19 protein-coding genes are annotated in these 21,884 nt (G+C 62.4%); 12 read left to right on the top strand and 7 right to left on the bottom strand.

The features are described from left to right. Position 1 precedes the first annotated feature (1 nt). From AQZ52_RS00715 to AQZ52_RS00705, 3 genes are read right to left on the bottom strand one after another with little or no spacing between them, the layout of a single operon-like run. Positions 2-1,153, bottom strand: a complete 1,152-nt coding sequence (locus AQZ52_RS00715) for an acetyl-CoA acetyltransferase (RefSeq protein WP_067906048.1) — start codon at positions 1,151-1,153, stop codon at positions 2-4. After that, a complete protein-coding gene (locus tag AQZ52_RS00710; protein WP_067906047.1) occupies positions 1,146-1,514 on the bottom strand; it encodes a Zn-ribbon domain-containing OB-fold protein in 369 nt (122 codons plus the stop codon). Before AQZ52_RS00710 ends, AQZ52_RS00715 begins: the two co-directional genes overlap by 8 nt. Next, entirely contained in the window at positions 1,511-2,713 is a 1,203-nt protein-coding gene (locus AQZ52_RS00705; protein WP_067906046.1) for a CaiB/BaiF CoA transferase family protein, read from the bottom strand. Before AQZ52_RS00705 ends, AQZ52_RS00710 begins: the two co-directional genes overlap by 4 nt. 246 nt (positions 2,714-2,959) lie before the next feature. Here AQZ52_RS00705 and AQZ52_RS00700 point away from each other — a divergent pair, with 246 nt between their 5' ends. The 3 genes from AQZ52_RS00700 to AQZ52_RS00690 are packed head-to-tail and all read left to right on the top strand — an operon-like array spanning position 2,960 to position 5,745. Beyond that, on the top strand, positions 2,960-3,721 hold the full coding sequence (locus AQZ52_RS00700) for an SDR family NAD(P)-dependent oxidoreductase (protein WP_067906045.1): 762 nt from the start codon (positions 2,960-2,962) through the stop codon (positions 3,719-3,721). A 1-nt stretch (position 3,722) separates the two neighbouring features. After that, positions 3,723-5,102, top strand: coding sequence for an aromatic ring-hydroxylating oxygenase subunit alpha (locus AQZ52_RS00695; RefSeq protein WP_240481394.1), 1,380 nt, complete (start codon positions 3,723-3,725; stop codon positions 5,100-5,102). 1 nt (position 5,103) lies between these two features. Further along, positions 5,104-5,745, top strand: coding sequence for an FMN-dependent NADH-azoreductase (locus tag AQZ52_RS00690; protein WP_067906044.1), 642 nt, complete (start codon positions 5,104-5,106; stop codon positions 5,743-5,745). Here the strand turns inward: AQZ52_RS00690 and AQZ52_RS00685 are convergent. Next, positions 5,691-6,200: a MaoC/PaaZ C-terminal domain-containing protein gene (locus AQZ52_RS00685; protein WP_067906043.1), complete on the bottom strand. Its 510-nt coding sequence runs from the start codon at positions 6,198-6,200 to the stop codon at positions 5,691-5,693. The two genes, AQZ52_RS00690 and AQZ52_RS00685, sit on opposite strands and share 55 nt — an antisense overlap. After that, a complete protein-coding gene (locus AQZ52_RS00680) occupies positions 6,197-7,426 on the bottom strand; it encodes an aromatic ring-hydroxylating oxygenase subunit alpha (RefSeq protein ID WP_067906042.1) in 1,230 nt (409 codons plus the stop codon). The genes AQZ52_RS00685 and AQZ52_RS00680 overlap by 4 nt, the downstream gene beginning before the upstream one ends. 153 nt (positions 7,427-7,579) lie before the next feature. On the opposite strand from AQZ52_RS00680, the gene AQZ52_RS00675 reads away from it, so the two are divergent. The 7 genes from AQZ52_RS00675 to AQZ52_RS17985 all read left to right on the top strand — a co-directional run bounded on the left by AQZ52_RS00675 (position 7,580) and on the right by AQZ52_RS17985 (position 14,872). Further along, complete coding sequence (locus AQZ52_RS00675; protein ID WP_067906041.1) at positions 7,580-8,044, top strand: VOC family protein; 465 nt, start codon at positions 7,580-7,582, stop codon at positions 8,042-8,044. Then, positions 8,041-8,394: a Rieske (2Fe-2S) protein gene (locus AQZ52_RS00670; RefSeq protein ID WP_067906040.1), complete on the top strand. Its 354-nt coding sequence runs from the start codon at positions 8,041-8,043 to the stop codon at positions 8,392-8,394. The genes AQZ52_RS00675 and AQZ52_RS00670 overlap by 4 nt, the downstream gene beginning before the upstream one ends. Positions 8,395-8,757: 363 nt before the next feature. Next, positions 8,758-9,927 carry a replication initiation protein RepC gene (gene repC, locus AQZ52_RS00665; protein ID WP_067906039.1) on the top strand — a complete coding sequence of 390 codons (1,170 nt, stop codon included), beginning with the start codon at positions 8,758-8,760 and terminating at the stop codon, positions 9,925-9,927. 340 nt (positions 9,928-10,267) lie between these two features. Continuing rightward, the gene (locus AQZ52_RS18700; protein ID WP_067906038.1) at positions 10,268-11,026 is read left to right on the top strand and encodes a hypothetical protein; all 759 of its coding nucleotides are present in this window, start codon (positions 10,268-10,270) and stop codon (positions 11,024-11,026) included. Next, positions 11,023-13,893 (top strand): MobF family relaxase, encoded by a 2,871-nt coding sequence (gene mobF, locus AQZ52_RS00655; protein ID WP_067906037.1) that lies wholly within the window; start codon positions 11,023-11,025, stop codon positions 13,891-13,893. The genes AQZ52_RS18700 and mobF overlap by 4 nt, the downstream gene beginning before the upstream one ends. A gap of 68 nt (positions 13,894-13,961) precedes the next feature. Continuing rightward, a complete protein-coding gene (gene parA, locus AQZ52_RS00650) occupies positions 13,962-14,618 on the top strand; it encodes a ParA family partition ATPase (protein WP_067906036.1) in 657 nt (218 codons plus the stop codon). Beyond that, positions 14,615-14,872, top strand: a complete 258-nt coding sequence (locus AQZ52_RS17985) for a ribbon-helix-helix domain-containing protein (protein ID WP_082697480.1) — start codon at positions 14,615-14,617, stop codon at positions 14,870-14,872. The genes parA and AQZ52_RS17985 overlap by 4 nt, the downstream gene beginning before the upstream one ends. Positions 14,873-14,933: 61 nt before the next feature. On the opposite strand, the gene AQZ52_RS00645 is transcribed toward AQZ52_RS17985, so the two are convergent. Both AQZ52_RS00645 and AQZ52_RS00640 read right to left on the bottom strand, forming a co-directional pair. Beyond that, entirely contained in the window at positions 14,934-15,134 is a 201-nt protein-coding gene (locus AQZ52_RS00645; RefSeq protein ID WP_067906035.1) for a hypothetical protein, read from the bottom strand. Positions 15,135-15,160: 26 nt separating this feature from the next. Next, positions 15,161-15,703, bottom strand: coding sequence for a hypothetical protein (locus tag AQZ52_RS00640; RefSeq protein ID WP_067906034.1), 543 nt, complete (start codon positions 15,701-15,703; stop codon positions 15,161-15,163). A gap of 325 nt (positions 15,704-16,028) precedes the next feature. On the opposite strand from AQZ52_RS00640, the gene AQZ52_RS00635 reads away from it, so the two are divergent. After that, complete coding sequence (locus AQZ52_RS00635; protein ID WP_067909129.1) at positions 16,029-20,000, top strand: NERD domain-containing protein kinase family protein; 3,972 nt, start codon at positions 16,029-16,031, stop codon at positions 19,998-20,000. Further along, positions 20,000-21,820 carry a methylation-associated defense system protein MAD7 family protein gene (locus AQZ52_RS00630; RefSeq protein WP_205626400.1) on the top strand — a complete coding sequence of 607 codons (1,821 nt, stop codon included), beginning with the start codon at positions 20,000-20,002 and terminating at the stop codon, positions 21,818-21,820. The genes AQZ52_RS00635 and AQZ52_RS00630 overlap by 1 nt, the downstream gene beginning before the upstream one ends. Positions 21,821-21,884: the final 64 nt, after the last annotated feature.

The following is a 21,884-nucleotide window of genomic DNA, read 5'->3' as shown; positions in this document are numbered from 1 at the left end:
CTCAAACCGTCTCGGCATTCCCGAAGATCACCGTCGCCTGCGCCGAAAGCGTGCCGCCATTGCCGTGCGCAAGGGCCGTCTTGGCACCGGCGATCTGGTTCGCCGCGGTCCCGCGCATCTGGCGCACCGCTTCCACCATCGCGAACATGCCGTACATGCCCGGGTGGCAACACGAGAGGCCGCCGCCGTTGGTGTTGACGGGGAGCGAACCGCCCGGAGAAATCGCGCCGCTTGCCACAAACTTCCCGCCCTCGCCCTTGGCGCAGAAGCCCAGGTCTTCGAGGAACAGGATCGTGTTGATGGTGAAGGCGTCGTAGAGCTGGACGGTGTCGATCTGGCTGGGCGCGAGCCCCGCCATCGCCATCGCGCGCGGGCCGGATTCGGCGGCGGCGGTCACCGTGATGTCGTCCGCCTGCGTGACGGAATTGTACCAGGTCGCGGCGGCTGCGCCGAGCACGGGGACGAGCGGCTGGGGTCCGTCCTTCGCCCGGTCGGTGCGGGTGAGTACGAGCGCGGCGGCGCCGTCGGTCACGAGGCAGCAATCGCGCGCGCGGATCGGGCTGCTGATGAGGCGCGAGGCGATGACGTCCTCGATGGTGAGCGGCCCCTTGGCGAAGGCCTCGGGATTGGTGTTGGCCCAGAGCCGCGCGGCGACGGCAACGCTCGCCAGTTCCTCGCGCGTGGTGCCGTACTGGTGCATGTGGCGCGCAGCGGCGAGCGCATAGAACGAGAGCGGGTACATCGGATTGTAGGGCGCATCCCACCGGTCGGGCCGCGCCGGGGTGGAGAGCTTGCCGCCGCTGGAGCGCTGGTTCGCGCCATAGGCGATCACCGCGCAATCGAGATACCCCGCGTCGAGCATCATGCACGCCGTGACAAGGTGGCTCATGAACGAGGCCCCACCGGCGCGGTTGTTGTCGGTAAAGCGGGGGTGGAGGCCGAGGTACTGCGCGAGGCTGAGGCCGGCGAAGAGGTCGTCGGGCAGCGCGATGAACAGGCCATCGACTTCGGCGAGGCCGATCGCCGCATCAGCAAGTGCAAGCTGGACGGCCTTGCCCGCCATTTCGATTGTCGAGTGGCCTGGCATTTCGCCGACACCGAATGTGGACGCACCGGCTACGGAAACGCGGCCGCGTGGGAAAACGTCACCCATGGGCCTGCTCCACCGGATCGAAAACAACAACCGGGGTTTCCCCGGCGATGATGCGCGCCTTCACGGCCATGCCGATCTGCAGCGTTTCCGGCGTCACACCTTCGACGCGGCCCATCATCCGCGCGCCTTCCGCCAGATCGACGAGCACGACATTGTAGGGCGGCTCGGGCGGTTTGCGCTGGATCCAGGTGGCGGAATAGACGGTGCCGAAGCCCGAGGCCTCGACCCATTCGAGCACGTCACCGGTGCCGGGCGCGAAGGCACGCGGGGGGAACACGGCGTTTCCGCCGCCGACGCGCTGTTGGATCAGGAAGCGCCCTTCGGCGAGGGCGGCATCCCATTCGGCTCCGGGTCCACTCATGACAAGACTGCTCCTGAAGCGACCATCGCCGCGATCTCGTCTTCGCCGAAACCGGCTTCGGCCAGCACGGCGTTGCTGTCAGCGCCCAGCGAAGGGCCGGGATCGCCGATGGCACCGGGGGTGCCGGAGAAGTTCGTGGGGATGCCGGGGTAGCGCAAGGTGCCAAGCTCCGTTTCGGCGCTGTGCCAGAAGCCCGTCTCCTCAAGGTGCGGATCGTGGAGCAGGTCCTGCAGCGAGGCGATGGGGGTTGCGGGGATTTCGGCGCGGCGGAACAAGTCCATCCACGCCTCGGTGGTGCGCGTGACCATGACTTTCTCGACCTCGCCCAGCACCGCCGAGATGTTCTCGCTGCGGCTGCGCATCGAGGCGAACATCGGGTCGGCCGACCACGCGGGATTGCCGAGTTCGCGGAAGAAGGCCTGCCACTGCTTGTCGTTGTAGATCATCACGCCGACATGGCCGTCCGCCGTCTTGTAGGGGCGGCGCGAGGGTGAGGTGGCGCGGGGGTAGACCGGCGGCCCCAGCGGTGGATCGAACAGCGAGCCGCAGATGTGTTCCGTCGCGGCGAAGGAGACCAGCGTCTCGAACATCGGGATTTCGATTTCCTGCCCCTCTCCGGACTTCTCGCGCGCATAGAGCGCGGCGATCACGGCGTAGGCACCGGTGAGGCCTGCCACCTTGTCGGCGATGACGTTGGCGCTGTATGTTGGCTCGCCGCCCGAAAGTCTGGCCTGAAGATCGACGATGCCCGAGGCGGCCTGCACGATATCGTCGTAGGCCGGATAGTCGCGGTAGGGGCCGCTGCGGCCATAGCCGTAGAGATTGGCGTAAATGATCTTGGGGTTGGCGGCCTTCAGCGCGGCATAATCGAGCCCGAGCCGGGCGATGGCCTGCGCGCGCATCGAATGGATGAAGACATCTGCGTCCTTGGCAAGGCGCAGCACGGCATCGCGGGCGGCGGGCTGCTTCAGATCGAGCGCGAGGCTGCGCTTGCCGCGATTGACGTTGAGGAACATCGCGCCGCGCGCAGGGTCCGGGCCTGGCGGGATGAAGCGCGTGGTATCGCCTGCAGGGCCTTCGATCTTGATCACGTCCGCGCCGAGATCGGCGAAGATCTGCGTGGCATAGGGACCCATCAGCACGGCGGTCAGATCGAGCACCCGTACGCCTGCAAGGGGGCCTTTTCCGCGCCCGCTCATGCCCCGGATCCCGTTGTGTCTCCGGCGGCTGTGCTGCGCCTCGAGTGCCCCATGATTCTCCCGTTTCCTCTGGCCATATGGCAGCGCTTCACTTCGCTATGAAGGACCATAAAAAAGCATTCAAGCATGTTTTTTTCTTGGCGGGTGAGCCCCGTCTCCATAGAGTGCGCGGCGACAAGAGGAGCGGGCATTCAAAGCCATCCGCCATGGGCGTGAAGGTAGCTCCGCCGCAGGAAAGGACAAGGCATGGATCTGGGACTTCAGGGCAAGAAGGCGATCGTCGTCGGCGGCGCGCGCGGCATCGGTTATGCGGTGGCCGAGATTCTGGCCCGCGAAGGCGCGGACGTGGCGATCAGCGCGCGCGGCGAGGACAGCGTGAAGGACGCGGTCGCCGCGCTCTCGCGCTATGGCACCAAGGTCGTCGGCAAACCCGTCAACGTGAAGCGCGCGGACGATTACAAGGCGTGGCTCGAATGGGCGATCGAGGCGCTCGAAGGCGTCGACGTGCTGATCCCGCTGAGCTCGGCCGGTGGCGGCATGGGCAGCGAGAAGTACTGGACCAACGCGTTCGAGACCGACGTGATGGGCCCTGTCCGCGCGGTCGAGGCGGTGATCCCGGTGATGGCGGAGCGCAAGAGCGGTTCCATCGTGCTTGTCGCGACCACGAGCGCGCTCGAAGCAATGGGCGGCCCGCAGGCCTACAACGCGATGAAGGCCTCGCTGATCACCTATGGCAAGCAGCTTGCGCTCGCGCACGGCAAGGATGGCATCCGCGTGAATGTCGTCTCGCCCGGCCCCATCGAGTTCGAAGGCGGCAACTGGGACATGATCAAGGGCACGATGGAGAAGTTCTACCAGTCGCAGTTGCGCCAGCAGCCGATGGGGCGGCTGGGGCGGCCCGAGGAAGTGGCCCGCGCCATCGTATTCCTCGCCAGCGAGGCGGCCAGCTGGTGCAGCGGCTCGCATCTCGTGGTCGATGGCGCTTTCACCAACCGGACGCATTTCTGAGATGAGCAGCGCGGTGCCCCACAAGCCGGTGACCTGGGACACGTCGAAGATGGACGTGAAGCGCGTCGTCGACGTGATCCGCGTGACGCCGGAGACCAACACCAGCCGCACGCCGGTCGACAAGGCCCCCGATCCGGAGCTGGGGCACGCGGTGATCCCTGCGGAGCGGTACTACTCCGAAGCGTTCATGAAGCTCGAATGGGAGCGGGTGTGGACCAAGGTCTGGCTGCTCGGCGGGCGGGCCGACGACATCCCGAACCCGGGCGACTACATCTGCACCGAGATCGGCAAGGAAAGCGTGCTGATCGTGCGCCAGCATGACGGCTCGCTGCGCTGCTTCCCCAACGTGTGTCTCCACCGCGGCAACCGTCTGCGGCCGGAGGGGATCGGCAACGCGCAGGCGTTCCGCTGCATGTACCACCACTGGACCTACGGGCTCGACGGTAAGATCGAACGGCTGCCGGACCTCTGCACCTTTCCGCAGGGTGGCCCTCCGGGGATGACCTTGCCGAGCCTGCCGGTGACGGAATGGAACAGTTTCGTGTGGTTCTCGCTGAACCCCGATGTGGAGCCGTTCGACGCGTTCATCGCGCCGCTCAAGGAACATCTGGAGCCCTATCACCCCGAGCGCATGGCGTGGAAGCGCGACGTGACCGTGGAGTGGGACTGCAACTGGAAGGCCTCGGTTGATGCCTTCAACGAAACCTACCACGTGCAGGGCATCCACCCGCAGCTGCTGTGGTATCTCGATGACGTGAACGTGCAGATCGACTGCTACGAGCGGCACAACCGCTATCTGATCCCCTTCGCTGCGATTTCCCCGCGCGTGGCGATGCCGAGCACGATCCCGCCAGCGATCGAGGAGATCATGCGTCATGCCGGGATGGACCCGGCAGACTACGAAGGCCGGGTGAGCGACATCCGCCGCGATGTGCAGCTGTTCAAGCGCAGCCACGGCAAGGCGCAGGGGAAGGACTATTCGGCGCTGAACGACGATCAGCTGACGGATGATTACCACTACATGATCTTCCCGAATGTGGCGCTCAACGTCCATGCCGATGACATCATGATGTTCCGCCAGCGCCCACACGCCAGCGATCCCAACAAGATGCTCTACGACGTCTGGGTGTTCGAGCTGGTGCCCGAAGGCGAGCCCTGGCCCGAGCGCGCGAAGCACCGCCGCTTCAAGCATGGCGATCGCAGCATCGGGCAGGTGCTCGATCAGGATGCCTACAACCTGCCGACGGTGCAGGCCGGCATGCAGAGCGGGAGCTTCCCGGGCCTTTGGATCGGCGAGCAGGAACTGCGCATCCGCCACTTCCACAAGGTGCTCGACGATTACATCTACGGATCGGGCGGCAAGCAGGCGGGGGATATCTGATATGCGCATCCTGCATGTAATCGGATCCCCGCGCGGCGAGCGGTCGCGGTCGGTGAAAGTGGCCGAGCGGCTGATCGAAGGGCTGGTGGCGGCAAGCCCCGGCGCGGTGGTCGAGACGCTGAATGCCTGCAGCGTGGATCTGCCGGCACTCACCGGGCCGGTGATCGAGGGGCGCTATGCGCTGATCGAGGGCCGCGAGGTGGCGGACGAGGTGCGCACCGCATGGGCCAGTATCAATGAGGCGGTCGCGCATTTCCTCTCGTTCGATTGCATCGTGTTCAGCGTGCCGATGTGGAACTTCGGCATTCCCTGGCAGCTCAAGCAGTATATCGACACGATCACGCAGCCGGGCATGGCCTTCCGTGTTTCGGAAAGCGGCGTCGAAGGGTTGGGTGCGGGCAAGCGGGCGATCCTCGTTGCCTCGGGCGCGCTCGACATCCGGCCGGGCCAGCCCGGTGCGGAGCTCGATCATCAGGTTCGCTTCATGCAAGCGTGGCTGGGCTTTATCGGGATCACCGACGTGCACGTGGTGCATCTGCGCCCCACCTATGGCCCGCCCGAAGCGGTCGAGGCGGCGATGGACGAGGCTTATGCTTCGGCCGAAGCGCTCGTGGCCGATCTGTCGCGCGCGCCGCGCGTGTAGACGAGGTTGGTGCTCTCGAACGTCACGCATTCGGTGCCGTCTTCCAGCGCCACGACATAGCGCGTGACGGCGGTGCCGCGCGGCTTCCCGCTGCGTGATGGCTCAAGGCTCAGGATTTCGCTGGAGACGCGCAGGATATCGCCTGCGCGAACCGCGCGCTTCAGACGCAGGCGGTCCCAGCCCACGCCGCAGACGAAATCGATGTCGCCGTTGATCGCGTGGTCCATCTGTCGCCAGATGGCCAGCACGTGGATGCCGCTCGCGACCACCTCGCCGAACACCGAGGCTTTCGCGGCTTCGGGATCGGTGTGGAACCACTGCGGATCGTGCGCGCGGGCAAACGCGAGGATTTCCGCTTCGGTCACCATGCGCGGGGGCGAGACGCGTGTCTCGCCCACCACCAGATCCTCGAAAGTCCGCCAGGGCGTGCCCAGCGGCGAAACCGTATCCGTCATTCGCGAACGATGAAGGGCGCGAGCACCGGCTTTACGCGCAGATGTTCCGGCACGTTCTCCACACCGATGCGCCGGTCGAGTTCCTCGTGCCAGTTGTAGATGCGGCGCTCCTGATAGTTGAGCGACATGCCCTTGAAGCCGGGGCCTTCGACCGATTCCTGAATCTGCGGCGCAAACTGCAGGTCCTCGTAGAGGATGCGCTCCCAGTTCTTGATGCGCGTTTCCCACAGCGGGTGGGGATTGGCGGCATCGTGCTCCGGCGCAAGCCAGGTGGACACGACGCGGGTGCGCTTCGGCCCCATCGGCCAGAACTGCAGCAGCGGAATGCCGGTGGGGGCGGGCGGCATCACGAAGTTGGGATAGATCGAATAGCTGACGTTGTTCTTCGCGACGAACTCCGAGATCGTCGGGATTTCCGGCATCCCGACGGTGCCGGGATCGGTCCAGCCTTCGCGGCGGTTCGGCGTCGCCATGCGGCTGTGACCATTGGGCCAGAGCGTCACGATCATCGCGCGGTGATCAAGGAAGCGGTCCACCGTGTTCTCGTGGATCGACTTGAGGTGGTAGACCTCGAGGAACGCGTCGAGCAGCACCTTGACGTTGCAGTCGGTCTCGTAGGTCCGGCTGTCGACCAGCCGCAGCGTTTCGAGCTGGAGCTGTTCCAGCTCGGCCGCCATCGGGCCGATGTGCTGCATCAGCGGCTCGGCATCCGGGTCAGCGTTGAGGAAGATCAGGCTTCCGAGCAGTTCGCAGCGCACCTGGCTCAGCGAATGGCAGGAAAAATCGAAGCCTTCGGCAAAATCGCGCCGGTCGCGTACCGCAGTGAGCTTGCCTTCGAGCGTGTAGGACCACCCGTGATAGCCGCAGACGAACCCGCGCGAGGTGCCGCTCTCCTCCTTTACGAGAGGTGCGCCGCGGTGCTGGCACGTGTTGTAGTACGCCCGGATGTCACCTGAAAGCGTTCGGGTGACGATGACGGGGGAGCCGGTGTTGCGACAGAGGAACCATGAGCCGGGCTCAGGGATTTGGTCGACGTGCCCCGCATAGAGCCACGATCGCTGCCACATGCCCTGTTCCTCCAGCGCGAGGAAATCGGGGTCGACATAGCGGCCACCGGGGATCGAAGGCAGCGCCGGGAAATTGGCTGGCGGGCCATTCCGTTCGCGTTCCCACGTCATGCGTGCCAGATCGGCGGAATGGGGCTCGGCAGCGAGGGCTTCAGACATCGTTACTCTCCCGGAACAGCAGGGTTCCGATTGCAGCTTAAAAACATTCATGTATGCTTGTAAAGCAATGCTTTCAGGGATCAAAGAGGTCAATTTTCAATATATAAAACATGGGCTTGTCAAGGATTGGCGAGCGTGACGGGAGTGATGTGTATGGAGATTTTGGCAGGTATCTTTCATCATGGCGTGATCGTCGATGATCTGGAAGCCGCGATGGTGCATTTCGGCACGACGATGGGCTGCACCTGGACGCCGGTGCGCACCTTCGATCCGATGCCGGTGTGGAACGCGGCGGGCGAACAGCTCGATGCGAAGCTGCGTGTGGTCTACTCGCATCAGGGCCCGCTCAGGATGGAACTGATCGAAAGCGTGCCGGGCAGCGCCTATGACGCGATGCGCGCGCTGGGGCCTTCGCACCTTGGCGTGTGGGTCGACTCGGTGGCGGATAGCGCGGAAGCGATGCTGGCGGAGGGCTGGGAACTGGTGCTGGGCGGCGCCCCGGCGGATCAAGGCCACGGCGCCATCGCCTATCTGTCGCGCTCCGGCAGCCCGGTGATCGAACTGGTCGCGCGCGCGATCACACCGGTGATGGAAGAATGGTGGGCAGCCAAGGAATGAGCACCACTTGGCATGATCTTTTGCCCGAGGCCGAGTTTCCGGCCGAGGGCAAGCTGGCCATCCGGCTCGGCGGCTGGCACGTGCTGGTGCTTCGCGCCGACGATGGCAGCTACCGTGCGGTCAATGATCGCTGCACCCACCAGGCCGCATTGCTTTCACCCGGCCGGGTGCGGCGCGGTGCGGTGATGTGCCCGCTCCACGGCGCGCGCTTTGATGTCCTGACCGGCAAATGCCTCGGTGCAGCCTATCCTGACCTCAGGACCTTCCCTGTGCGCGTGGAAGCCGGCCAGATCGCCGTGGAAGTTCCCACCGAGCCGCCGGGGCCGAACGAGATGCCGGTGGGAACATGATGGGATGGGTCACCGACTTGGCCGGTGGTGGGCGCGGCAGGGATTGAACCTGCGACCCCACCCGTGTGAAGGGAGTCAGCCAAATCAATTAGTTAGGTGTTTTCGTTGCAGAAACAGCCTTCTGTACAAGGCTGCCTGTACGCGATTTGTACGAGCGGGCACTTTGAGGCCCTCGGAAACGCGTGGTTCTGGCGGAATTGGAGCTGCGACGGAGTTGGCTCCCAGGCCACCGGACCGGGAACGAAAAACCGCCGGCAGGGCTGCCACCCTCGCCAGCGGTCGTCACAATAGCCTCGCAGCTACCGTCTCTGTTTACGACATCGCGGAATCCCGCGCAAGCGTTGAGCTTGCGGACGGTGTCCAATGAGCGCCGCACTCGTCCATGGCGGTCTTCCGCGTGGCGTGCGGCGGGTCGACCTGCTTGCGCTGATCGAGGACCTCGGAAAGCGCGGGCTGGGGCTCTCCAGCACAGCCGTACGCGTGCTTCGGCACTACGTCTGGCGCTCGCGCGATGAGGACTATCAGGCTGGGCGCATCTGCGCGGTTTGGGACCGGGTCTGCCGGACAGCCGAGGACCTCGATCTTTGCAGCCGGGCAATCAACGATGCCGAGCGAGAACTGGAGGTCAAGGGGCTGCTCGTCAGGACCACAGGTGGCAATGGGGCCCGCTCGGGCGTCAGGAGCGGCGGTGTCATCCGTTGGGCGGCGGGCATCAATCTGGCACCGCTGATTGAGCGGTACTGTGAGCTCAAGGCCTTGCGAGCGGCACGAGACCTGCAGCAGCAGGCGGTCGCCGAGTGCAAAGCCGACATCCGCCGTGTCCGCCGGTTGATCCGGGATGCTGCCGAGCCGGTCTTGCTGGCCCGTGCGGACGAAATCCTGCCGGATGGCAGAATGGCACCGATCCACAGCATCGAGAGGCTGGAAGTTATCCGTGCTGCTCTGGAAGCAGTGTTGGCCGAGATAGGCGGCGCATCCCGTGCGACGAATGCTTCCGATGGATCGGAAGAAAACGACCGACCCCAGATACAGACTCATCATTTATCAGAATCCTGTAGCGGCCGCTCGGCGGCGCCTTCGATCACACCTCGTCTCGCGCTGCAGCTGGCGTCGGAAGAGTTCCGTGAGCTTGCCGGTGCCAAAGGCCATCCAGGGTGGCTGGGACTTGTTGAAGCAGCCCGGCAAAACGCCAGCTGGCTTGGCATAAGTCAGCGCACCTGGGGCGATGCCTGTGCCTTGCTGGGCAGGGAACGCGCAGCGATGTGCGTGCTGGTCATCGAGCGCAACGCCCGGTTGCATGCTGGGCACCGCTATCAGGCACGGCATCCGGGCAAGTGCTTCAACGGCATGGTCAGACGAGCCGCCAGGGGCGGCTTCAATCTCGATGGGTTGCTGCGGGCGATCCAGCGGGGTGAGGGGGCCAGTCCTTGCGCTGAGCAGCCGCCGACATTGCCCGGCGGGAACGAGGGCATGGCTGCTCTCTCCGCCCAGATCCTCTCGCACATCAGCGCCGCCATGGGAGACCCGGCATGACCTTCCCCGCTCTTTGCACCGCCGATTTCGAGTGGCCATCGGGCCGTTCTGGTCCCGCCGGTCAAATGCCCCAGTCTGTGTTGAAGAGCCGGGATGACCTTGCCGGATCCCTTGCGCTTTTTTTGCTTGAAGGTGCACACACCACGCTACGGGGTAGCAGGCGAGAGGGTCCGCCGAACCCGCGGAAATGCGGGCTTCTAGACGCTAGGACCTACCATAAACTGCGCGCGAAAGCTCTTGTCGCTGCGAATACGGCTAGAGACCCATTCTATAGTCTCAATAGATCAAGGACTTGTCCTCTACTCGGTCTCCATCGCTCAGCGATCGGGAGGGTGTGACCATGGGGCAGGTCAACGTCACCTACGATGACCGCATTCTCGCCGGGATCGACCGCGTCTGCGGCGCGAGGGGGCTGTCCCGGACAGAGCTATTGCGGGCCATCGCAAACGAAGCGGTCGAAGCGCACGATGCCGGAACGCTCGCCTTTCAAAGCGAGGGGCCGAGACTGGAGGGCAGCGTCAATGCGCTGACCGTGCAGATGCGCGAGGCAGTGATCGAGCTCGACCGGGTGCAGCGATCCACCCAGCGCCACGAGAAGCGGATGCTGGAATCCTGGGTCGCCAGCGCTGAAGCAATCCGGGTGGCCGAGGAGCATCTGGTCGGCCGCATCAACGACATCAACCGCAAGTCCTATGAGCCCTTCGTCGTCCGGCTGACACAGTTGCAAGCCGCATTTGGCGAAGCGGCGGAACGAATGGCGGCACAGCAGACCGCACAGCATGCGAAGCTCGACGAGCGGCTTGAAGCGGTACGGGCGGAGGCTTCGTCGCCGCGAAACCTCTACAAGGTGGTGTTCCCCGGTCACTTCTCGATCGGGTACCTGACCGCGCTGACCTCGATGATCGCCATGATCGGCGCGCTGATCTTCGTTTTTGTCGCAGCCAACTTGGAATGGCTCGGTGTCCCAGTCGCTCGCAAGCTGCTGCCTACGACAGAGCTGATCTGCAATCTGGTCAACGAGCGCTACGGCGTTCGGGATTGCGAGGTTCCGGCAGAGTATCGGCGGGGATCGGTCCGCGCGGTGAGGGCCGGCAAATGATCAATCTCACGCCAGTCGGTTCCGCCAGCGGCGCAGGCGCGTACTACAGCCAGGACAACTACTACACGACCTCCGAACTGACCGAAGCGAGCGAGTGGTTCGGCAGAGGCGCCGAGGCATTGGGCCTGCAAGGTGCAGTCGGTGAGCAGGCCTTCGTCGATGTTCTGTCTGGCAAGCTTCCCGATGGAAGCGAGATCACCGCCGTCAATGGTGAACACCGCCCGGGCCTCGACATGACCTTTTCCGCCCCGAAGTCGGTGTCCCTTCTTGCGCTGATCGGGAAGGATGACCGGATCGTCGGCGCCTTCCGCGATTCCGTCACGGCCACCCTGATATGGGCCGAGAAGAACCTCATCGAGGCGCGCGTCTGGGATCCTGCAACGAAGATGCAGGTGGCCGAGAAGACCGGCAACATGCTCGCTGCGACCTTCCTCCACGATGTGAACCGCAACAACGAGCCGCAGCTGCACATCCACGCGGTGATCGCCAACGCGACCAAGGCGTCCGATGGCAAGTGGCATGCGGTGCGCAACGATCAGCTCTATCGCGGCCAGCACCTCCTCGGCGCGATCCACAACGCCGAGCTGCGCGCACGGATCGAGGAGCTCGGTTACGAGACGACGCCCGCGCGCAATCCCATTGATGGCGCCTTCGAGATCAAGGGTGTCTCGCGGGAAGCGATCGAAGCCTTCTCGACCCGCCGCGAGGAGATCCTCGAAGCTCTGGCGCGGGAGGAGCGCAGCAGTCCTCGTGAGCGCGAACTGGCGGCACTTTCAACTCGGCAGGCCAAGAATCCCGAGTTCAGCCCCGAACAGCGCGGCGCTGAGTGGCAAACAACTGCAGAGCGGGTTGGCTTTGATAGCCGGGACCTGATTGAGACTGCGGCAGGGCGTGCCGCCCAACGTGAGACGGTCTGGTCGCGAGTTGTCGGAAGCGCGCGCGGCATCGGTGCGCGTGGGTTGGCCGTCGCGAGCGCGATGGGCCTGACGCCGAGGGATGGCGATCCGCTGGTCCCGGAGCGCCTCGGTCGACTTGAACCACGAGCATACGCCGCTGCGCAGGCGGTCGCTTCGGCGGCGCGTGACCTTGGCGAGCGCGAGGCTGCCTTTGAGCGCAACGACCTCATTCGAGCCGCACTGGAACGCTGCGGCCCTGTGACCGTCGCGGATGTCGAGGCGAGAATCGCGCAGCTCGAAGCAAAGGGGCTCCTGATCGGTGGCGACCGATTGATAACGACCCAATCGGCTTTGCAGCTGGAGCAACGGGTTATTGCGCTGGCCAACGCAGGGCGTGATGCCGTGAATCCGCCCGCCGAAGGCACTGACCTTGCTGCCAATCTCCAGCAAGCGGCACGTGACCTTGGACTGAGACGGCTCAACCCCGGCCAAGAGCGTGCCGGGATCGACGTACTGCAATCGCGCGACCGCGTGCAGCTAATCCAGGGCGGTGCCGGTGTCGGCAAATCGGCAGCGCTCATGCCAGTGGCAGCCTTGCTCAAGGCCGATGGCCGCAACGTGTTTGCACTGGCCCATGCGGGACGGACAGCACGGGATTTTGGGGCCAAGCTCGATGTGCCCGCATCGACCGTAGACAGCTTCCTTGGCCGGTACGGGCGGGTGCTGGCTGGCACCGCCAGTCCGGAACGGTTGGCGGAGGCCCGGGCCGCTCTGTCTGGTTCGGTCATCATGGTCGATGAAGCCGCGCAGATCGGCAACGACCGGCTCGCGAGGCTGATCGAACTGGCGAACGGCATGGATATCGCGCGATTGATCCTTGCCGGCGACACGCGTCAGCTTCCGGCGATCGAGGCAGGCAAACCGTTCGAACTGCTGCAGAAGGAAGGCCTCGCGACAGCGACCATCACAGAGAACTTGCGGGCGCAATCGCCGCAGATGAAGGCGTTGAATGAGGCGTTGGAAAGCCGGAACCTCGGCAGGGCGTTTGATGTCCTGAAGCCCGCCACGGTCGAAGTGCCCTTCGCCAAAGGACCGGAAACCGCTGCAAAGCTGTGGGTCGGGCTCCCGGAGGGCGTTCGCGACCGCACTCTCCTGCTCGCATCGGGCCGCGCCATGCGCACCGCCGCAAATGCGGCCGTCCAGCGCGAGCGGATCACGCGCGGAGAGCTGGGCAGCGAAGAGCGGCGGCTGAACGTGCTCGACCGGGTGACCGTTACGCGGGAAGGGGCGCGGCAGATGAGAGGCTATCAGGAAGGGCGGATGGTGGAGTTCCGCACAGACCTGCCGAGCCAGGGCTTCAGTCGCGGCGATCTAGGCGTGGTGAAGCATGCCGAAGACGGCAAGGTCCGGCTCGAGATGGCCGACGGTTCGGTCCGGCAATTCACGCCGGATAAGCTGCCCCGCAACCTCTCTCACGACGCTGTCTCGATCTACCAGCAGAAGACCATCGGCGTGTTCGAGGGCGACCGCATCCGCTGGACCGACAACGATCGGCAACGCGGGCTCCTCAACGGCGATATTGCCCGGATCGAGACCATCGGTCGCCATTCTATGGCAGTGCTCACGCGCGGCGGTGAACGGCACGAACTCAGCCGCGACGATCCCATGCTCCAGCGGCTCGATCTCGCTTACGCGATCAACGTCCACATCGCGCAGGGCATGACGGCTGACAAAGGCATCATCCTGATGAGCGAACGGGAGAAGATGTTGAACTCGGCGCAGTCCTTTCTCGTCGCAGTCACCCGCATCGCGGACAGCGTTACCCTCGTTGTCGATAACGTGAAGGCGCTCGAGCGGGACGTGACGCGGAACCTCGGCGGCAAGACCTCGGCGATCGAGGCATCCCAGTCGAAGCCGCCGATCCAGCTCCCTGTGCCGGAAAAGAGATTGGACCTCGATTTCGGGCTCTGAGCCCGTGTCCACCACCGCACATGTGCACATGCCCACATGTGAACATGTGCACACTTGAAGGAATTCACATGACCACAATCGCGATTGTCAGCCAGAAAGGCGGGGCCGGGAAAACGACCCTCGCCATCAACCTCGCTGCGGCGGCAGAGCGCACGGGCGAGGTGGCGCTTATCATTGATGCTGACCCTCAGGCGACAGCCAGCCAGTGGGCGGCCTGGCGTGAGGAAGCCCCGCCAGAGGTGATCGACAGCGCGCCGCCGCGGATCGCTGCGAAGGTCGAGCAAGCGAAGGCCGCCGGCGCGACCTTCATCGTGATCGATACGCCGCCACATGCAGACTCGACGGCCAGCAAGGCGATGGAAGCGGCTGATCTGGTCCTCATACCCTGCCGCCCGAGCGCCTTCGATCTGGCAGCCATCCGGACGACGGCGAGGTTGGTGCAATTGCTGGCGAAGCCTGCGTGGGTCGTCTTCACTGCCGGTCCGGCCCAAGCAGAACGGATCCATGCCGAGGCAGCCGAACTGGTCGCCAGCTTCGGGGTGCCCATTTGTCCCTATCGCATCGCCGATCGCGCTGCATTCAGACACGCAAGCGCCGCAGGTCGGACTGCCTTCGAGATCGAGCCCGATGGGAAGGCAGCGCGAGAGATCGAGCGTGTTCACATGTGGGCATGTGAACATGTGAACATGGCAACGAACAAACAGGTGCGGGGAGGCAGTCGATGAGCCGGTTTGCGAAGCTGGCTGACAAGCCGAAGGAAACGTCAGCTGCCCGCTTGATGGCCGAAGAGCTTGCGACTGTCTCTGCCCCAGCACCTAGCCGTATCGGACGGAAGGCAATTTCCGGTTACTTCTCGCCAGATATGTCTCTGGCATTGCATACCTGCGCCCGAAGGAATGGGGTCAGTCTGCAGGCACTGATGGCGGAAGCGTTTGATGACGTCCTGAGAAAGTACGGTGAAAGCCCGATTGGCAGCTAAGCTGGCGCAGACACCGCACCCTGCGAAACTGCCTCAGCTGGATAAGGGGTGGGTTGATGCGCTAATAGTAGGAGCGCGTGGGCTTCTTGCCGGCGGCAATGGCGCGTGCATCGATACGAGCCAGTGCGGCACGCTTTTCGGGCGTGCGGTTGCCACCCTTGTTGCGGAGCGCATCGGTCGCCGCGTCGTCGTCGACCCATCCGATTTCGCGCTTCCTGGCCTCTACATGGTCACGAAGCTTGGCCATGCTGATCGTGGTCATCGCGAGCCTCCCTTCCAATTCGAGGTTCAGTTCAGCAGTTCGAAGCTGCCGCCCTCTTCGGCGACGCGCCGTTTCAGATATTCCAGATCGAGCGCAACAGCTACTCTAAACAGCAATCGCGCCTGCTGCAGAAGCGGGCTGGCCGGCGATCTGTCCACCGCGTGCTGCCCCAGACGATCTGCAATCATGTCCTCAAATGACGGCGTGGTGATCGCCCTGTCGCCCTCAAGGATGATCCGAAGGAGCCGGTTATGGTCGGACCGGCCATCAAAGAGCTGTCCCGAGATCGCCTCGATCCCATAGGCAGGGTAGTCGGGGTGGTAATACCCTCCGCGCAGTCGCCCTTGGCGATCTTCTCGCTTGAAGCCAGCATCAACAAGGCATTTTTCCAGCAGGTCGTCGTTTGGCGCATAGAGATCAAGATCTCCCGACATGAAGGCGCCAAGCGTTTGGATGGCAATGGCCCCGCCGCCTACAATGACGGGTGAGTAGCCCGCCGCAGCTTCATAAGCAGCAAAGGCTGCCGCGGCCTGCTCCAACAAGCCGTTAAAGTCGTCCGGCAGTGCCATGCGGCGACGCTAAAGGAATGCGCTGGAGACGCAATATCTGGCGATGGATGGATGGTCAGTTCGCCGAATCAGTCAAACATGCCAGTGCCGAAGGAGCCCTCAGGGGCATATCGCCCCCACTATGGGTTCGGGGAGGGTCGGAAGCGTTCTGAGCTTGCCATGCATGTTGAAGTGGCGTTTCCCTTACCTTAAGCTCCGCCTGACGTTGGTTCAGAACGTTCATCTGTGGCTCGATCCTCATGGTGAAGGTCATTCTGGAGACCCTCGCTTGTCTCGGCAATGAAAACGAGCAACGCGCGTCTTTTTGGTAACTGGGGTGGGTGACTTGCGTGTAATTCATGTACCCTGCGGACCGTTCGCTAACACGAGCGAGCTTAAAGCGTTCAACGCTGTTGATCAGGAAATCAGAAAGAGGAGCGGTGATGGAACTGCCTACGTTCTTACTAATTTAACTCATCCGAATCTTCGCGGCCAAGCAGATGAAATTGACATCGTGGTGATTGGCCCGGGCGGCGCCGTCGTAGTTGAGGTGAAGCATTGGGACGCTTCTGCGCTGCGTAGGTCCGATCTCTCAGACCCAGCAGCAGAACTGATCATCGCCAAGTCCAAACGCATAGCCGGGAGCCTGCGCTCCGCAGATAGTCGGATTGGCTTTGTTGCCCCAGCGTTTTTGCTAACGCGGGAGACCGGTTCGATCAAAAAGAACGGGCATCTACCCCGTCATTCAATGGGAGTGGTTGCCTACGGGCTTAAGGACGTTGTGGACCTAGTTGTCGCCGCGGCCTCGCCAGGAACGATTGATGCTATGCGTCTGGCGAATGCGCTTGCAGGACGGTACAATCTTGCAGATGCTGGACGCCTTAAGCGCTTGGCTCGCTTTGACGAACTTCGGTTGCTAACCGACGATCAGGACCGCTTTCAGCGCATTTTCGCCGCGCGCGATCCCCGCACCGGCGATCGCGTCTTACTTCATACTTACGATTTGTCTGCTGCACCCCCGGGAGAGGCGGCGACGTTGACTGATCGTCGGGCACGGCGAGAGTTTGACGTCATTCAGCGGTTCCAGAAGTCACCTCATCTTCCGAGCATCGTCGACACTTGGCAAGCGGTCCCGAATTACGCGGGGGAGATGTATTTCTTCAGCGTCGGTGACAGCTCGGCGACGCCAGTATCCGTTCTTCGAGACGATAAGGAATGGACATCGGCTCAGCGACGTGACTTCGCCAATCGCACATTGGCGGCGTTGGAGGACTTCCTAGAGGCTGAAGGAGGCCCATTGCTCCATCGTGCGCTTGACGGAGACAGTCTACGGGTGCGCGCAGATAACACGCCGTTGTTCGCCGGTTGGCGCTGGGCGCGGTTGACGCCAGCGCAGACGCTGAGCGCAGACCAAATCGGCACCCAGGCAGGGGATTATGCCGCTCCGGAGGTCGTCTCTGGCGGGCTCGCCGCGGCCACCCCTCGTTCTGATATCTACAGCCTTTGCGCGGTGCTTGCCGAGCTCTTTAACGATGCGGAAGACGAGGACGTCCGCACGATCTTGAAACTTGGTTGTGACCCCGACCCTGCACGTAGGGCATCCATTGCCGAGTTGCGCGCCCTGCTTGATGACCGTGTCGAGGCACCCTTATCGGATGCGAATACGCCCGAGCCGGTCACAGCTGTATCCCCTTCGCGATGGGATGAGGGTCATCTCTTCCAATGGAAAGAATCTTCTTATCGTGTCGTCTCTGTTCTGGGACAGGGGGCTGTTGCCCGAACTTTCAAGCTTGAGCAGGTTGATGCGACTGGAGAGCCGATCGGTACCTTTGTGGGAAAAGCAGTTCTCAATCCCGAATTCGGTCCTACCTCACTTGCAGCCTATCAGCGGATGCGCACTTTTTCTCTGCACCCAGGCCTCTCGAACATCTTGGAATGCTCAAGCGAATGGAACGCGGGTGAACTCATGGCGTTGCTACGTTGGAGCCAAGGTTCGCCTCTGGATGCGTGGCGGGGCGATCTGGACTTCATTGCCCAAGAGACAGGGCGGGAATCAACCGAGCAGTTGCTCCTCGAATGGTTCGAGAAGCTTTGCGAGGCACTGGTTGAGCTGCATGGACAAGGATGGGTCCACGGAGACGTCAGCCTATCAAACATACTCGTCGATGAATCCCACGTCATGCTTATCGACTATGATCTCTCAGGTCAGATCGGACACACACCGCTCAGCTCGGGGACGTTGATCTACGCATCGCCGGAACGTCGCAATGGCGCTCCGGTCCAGGCCCGGGACGACATATACAGCCTCGCCGCTTCACTCTTTCATGCCGTTACTGACCGCCCCCCCGCCTTTGCTGAGAATAGGTCGGGCCTCGCTTGGACGGACGAGGAGAAATTGGCGTTTCCTATTTTGACCTCCATCCTCGATCGGGCGACCGGCCCCATCGACATGCGTTTCGCAGACGCGGGTATGGCGTTAGCTGCCCTTCGAACAGCCCTCGTGTCACCGAACAAATTGGCTGGAGCTCTCCCAAGCGCACCTGTCGTTCAGCCAGCGCTAAGGCCTAACGTAGTGCCCAGGGTAAAAGATATCCTCAGTAGCTATCCGGGTTCACGTTTCGGTAACGCCGAGACCCGCGGGCTCGATACCGAATTTGCGTTTGACACGTATGTTCCTACGGAATTGGACGCAATTCTCCCGGCTGAAATAAAAGGGGGCCACGCGTCTCTAGTGATTTTATGCGGTAACGCTGGGGACGGGAAGACGGCATTTCTGCAGCGTCTCGTTCAGACGCTGGGCGGAGAGCCGCCACAGTCTAGCGAGCGCGTCTGGCGTGGGAGACTCGCAGATCGAAAGGCAATGATAAATCTCGACGGCGCGGCAAGCTGGAAGGGACGGTCGGCGGACGACTTGCTCGACGAGCTATTCGGGCCGTTCCTCGATAATCCGCCGCATGACGGCAGTATACATCTTGTCGCGGTGAACGATGGCCGGCTTATGGAGTGGATCGAGCACGCAGAAATGCTGCATGGCGAACGTCCCTTAACAAGTGCGTTGACGGCGGCTCTTTCCCAGCAGGCTGATGACGTGCCTTCACATATCCGGCTCGTCGAGTTGAACAATCGCTCGTTGGTTGGTGGCCTCAATCTCGAACGCCGCTCAATCTCGACGCACTTTGTTGACGAACTAATCCGCCTTTTGGTTGGTGGAGAGCAGGCGGCGCAGATTTGGGCGCCTTGCCAGACCTGCAGTGCTCAGGCCAGATGTTCAATGAAGCGATCAGCGGATATGATGGGTGCAAGCAGTGATCCGGCGGTATTAGCAGAAGGCGCCCGACTTCGCGAACGATTGACCGAAGCGCTTCAAACGGTTCACCAGCGCAATGAAATCCACATCACCGCTCGTGAACTTAAGGCGGCGATCAGCTACATTTTGTTCGGTCTAGACGACTGTGAGGATATTCATCGCAACCCAGACCTAGACCCGCATGATCCAGCAGACCATGCGTTCAATCCGGAATCCCGCGGACGCCAAGGCGAGCTCTTGCGTGAACTCGCAAGGCTTGACCCCGCCCTCGAAGGCCATGCCCGCATTGATCGGTATCTCGTCGGAAAGGGCGCGCCGGATCCTGCACATGGGGCCCGCAGGTTTCGAGATGCCGTTGGTCGTCCGTTACCATTGCGAGATGCGAGGCGTCGCGCTTTTCTCACATGGTCGCGAGATCAGGTGGCGGCTGTTGGCGGCGACGATCATGCGCTTTCGCTGCGCGATGGTCGCCGGGCGCACGAGTTCAGGGCTTTCCCGCTATTTTCCGAAGATGAGCAGCTCCTGATCAAGCAACGGCTTTGCAGAGGGCTGTCTCGCCTCGAGGCGCTGCCAGATCTAGCCTATCACGATCCGGCGAGCGTCCCAATTCGCCTCCAACCGAGAACTCCAACGGAAACGGCATTTTGGATTAAGAAGTTGGCTTCCCGCTTTTCGCTATCTGCCGAACGATTCCAGGCGATTTCGGGCCTTGAGACGCTCCATCGCTTCCTTGTGTTGCGTTACGACCACAATCACGGGGGTAGTGAGGAACTCCTCGTGCCGTTAGAATTATACAGCCTGCTAATGGATTTGGCGGATGGGGTTCAGATTCTTGACGCCTTCTCGGACGATGTCTTCGCCAACCTAGGTGTTTTCACAAGTCGGCTGGCTCAAGAAGACGAGCGCAGTCTGAACGCATGGAACCCAATTGAAAGCGACGTTGTGCGGCAAATCGGCGTCGTCAATGTCCAGGGCCGACAGACCATCACTCTTTCGAGCGGGGCAGCCTAATGGCCAACGAAACACGCCAAGTGGTCGAGTCTGTGCTGGGTAGCCAAATGACGTCGCAGATATGGACCAGCACCTATCCTCCAGTGTTTCCGTTCGTCCCCCAGGACTTCTCGGTCGGCGCCGTCCTGCCCATGATGCTATATTTGTTCCGATGGGGGAATCGACGTGGAAAGGGGAAGTTCGCGGCCACCTACAGCGGCGATGGTGCGCCTACAATCTCTTCCACTGTGGACCGTCTGATATCAGACGGGGCAGTCGAAGGTTTCGACACAGCCTCAGGCCGAGCGATACTCGGGGACTTTTTGCTCACGTCAATCCTCGAGAACAGGCGGCACTCGGAATCACATAATGAGCAAATCCAGCGCTGTTTCGCGAACCACTATTACGCGTCGTGGATTGACCTGCCCGTAAGCGCAGCTCATCTCCGTGGCGTTCCAGAAATGGTTACGGCTTTGCTCAGCAATCAGGCAGAAGGCAAAACGATAGACCCGTTCACCGACCGAGGCCGTTATCGCGTGGGCGCACGCATTGAAGACAACGACCTTCTGCGGGCGCTTGCCCCGGCGACGTCAACGACAGGAATGAAGAGCGACCTGCGCTCTGATGAGCTCGACGAGAGCGTTCCGCTTCCACTGGATCAGCTTCTGACGGTTCGGTTGGCTCAAGGTTGTGGGGAGGCACCTGCAAAGGCCGTCGGGCGAAACAACCCTGGACCCATTCCCAATCAGCGCCCGATCGCGGTTCGCGCGGGAAGTAACTTCCGCGACGACCTGCTTGTATTCCTCGATTGCTATGCCGGCGGCGGATCGATGCCCCGATCAGCATTTCTACAGATGCTTGAATCGGCGATCGCGATTGGCCTCACCAGTATCCTCACTGGATCAGTCGATATCATGAACCGCTGGGCGACTTCCGGAGTGCTTCCCGAAGCTGACAAAGCCATGCAGTTCCCGCTGTTTTTCGATTGTTCAAGCGGGTCCGACCCGGCCCTGCGCGCAACCTCTGAAGAGTCCGGCTTTCTCTTGCGGCAGGCGCTTAATCGCCTGCCAGCTATTCTGATGCACGCCCGCTTGCTCGACCAATACGTGCATAGTGAATCTGAAATTGATCGCAGCAAGCGCCCACCGTCTTCACCCGATGCAACAGCCTGGTTGAACCTTACCGGGAGTCTGCTCAATGGGAGTCATGAAGAAGCTCGGGATGCGCGTCGGCATTTTTCAAGGTGTTTGCGGAAGCTGCGTGATGCTGCAGAGGAGGCAGACGATAGCGAACTGCGCTTGCTGCTGGGCGACGAAGGATCCGATGGCGATCCAGGCCGAGCTCTAGCAGAAGCGCTTAGCGCGGCTTTCACCGCGTCGTCAAACAACGGCAAAGAGTATCTGAATCAGTTTCTATCGTCGGCCTTGATGATTGACGAAGTGAACGGGCTCGGAAAGCGCCGAAAAGTAACGATACATCAAACGCGTCGTAAAGGTCAGGGTCGCGCGGGAGATGCATTATCATTCGTAATGACGAATCCGGTCATCGAGTATCTCGTACATCGACATATACGGAAAACCGGGAAGGGACGGAAGGAACGACCGCTTTCCTACCCCGACTTTCTGACAATTCTGCGCGAACGCTACGGCTTTTTCATTGATCGCGCTCCACCAAATCTGGCCGTGCCGAGTGAGTTGCTGCAGCGAAATCGGAGAATGTTCGAGCGTCGTTTGAGGGACCTAGGTCTACTCGCCGGCGTGAACGATGCCGAACGGATGAAGAAGATCAAATGGCGATATCAGGCCCAACAGGATGCTCAGGCGGAAGGCCAGACCGCGTGATGACTCCGCAGCATGTCGTGCATTTGGCACAGGCGATAACGAACTGCCTCGGCGCCCCGACGTC

Source organism: Novosphingobium fuchskuhlense (genome assembly GCF_001519075.1).
GTDB lineage: Bacteria > Pseudomonadota > Alphaproteobacteria > Sphingomonadales > Sphingomonadaceae > Novosphingobium > Novosphingobium fuchskuhlense.
This window is presented reverse-complemented; position numbering and strand designations above follow the sequence as displayed.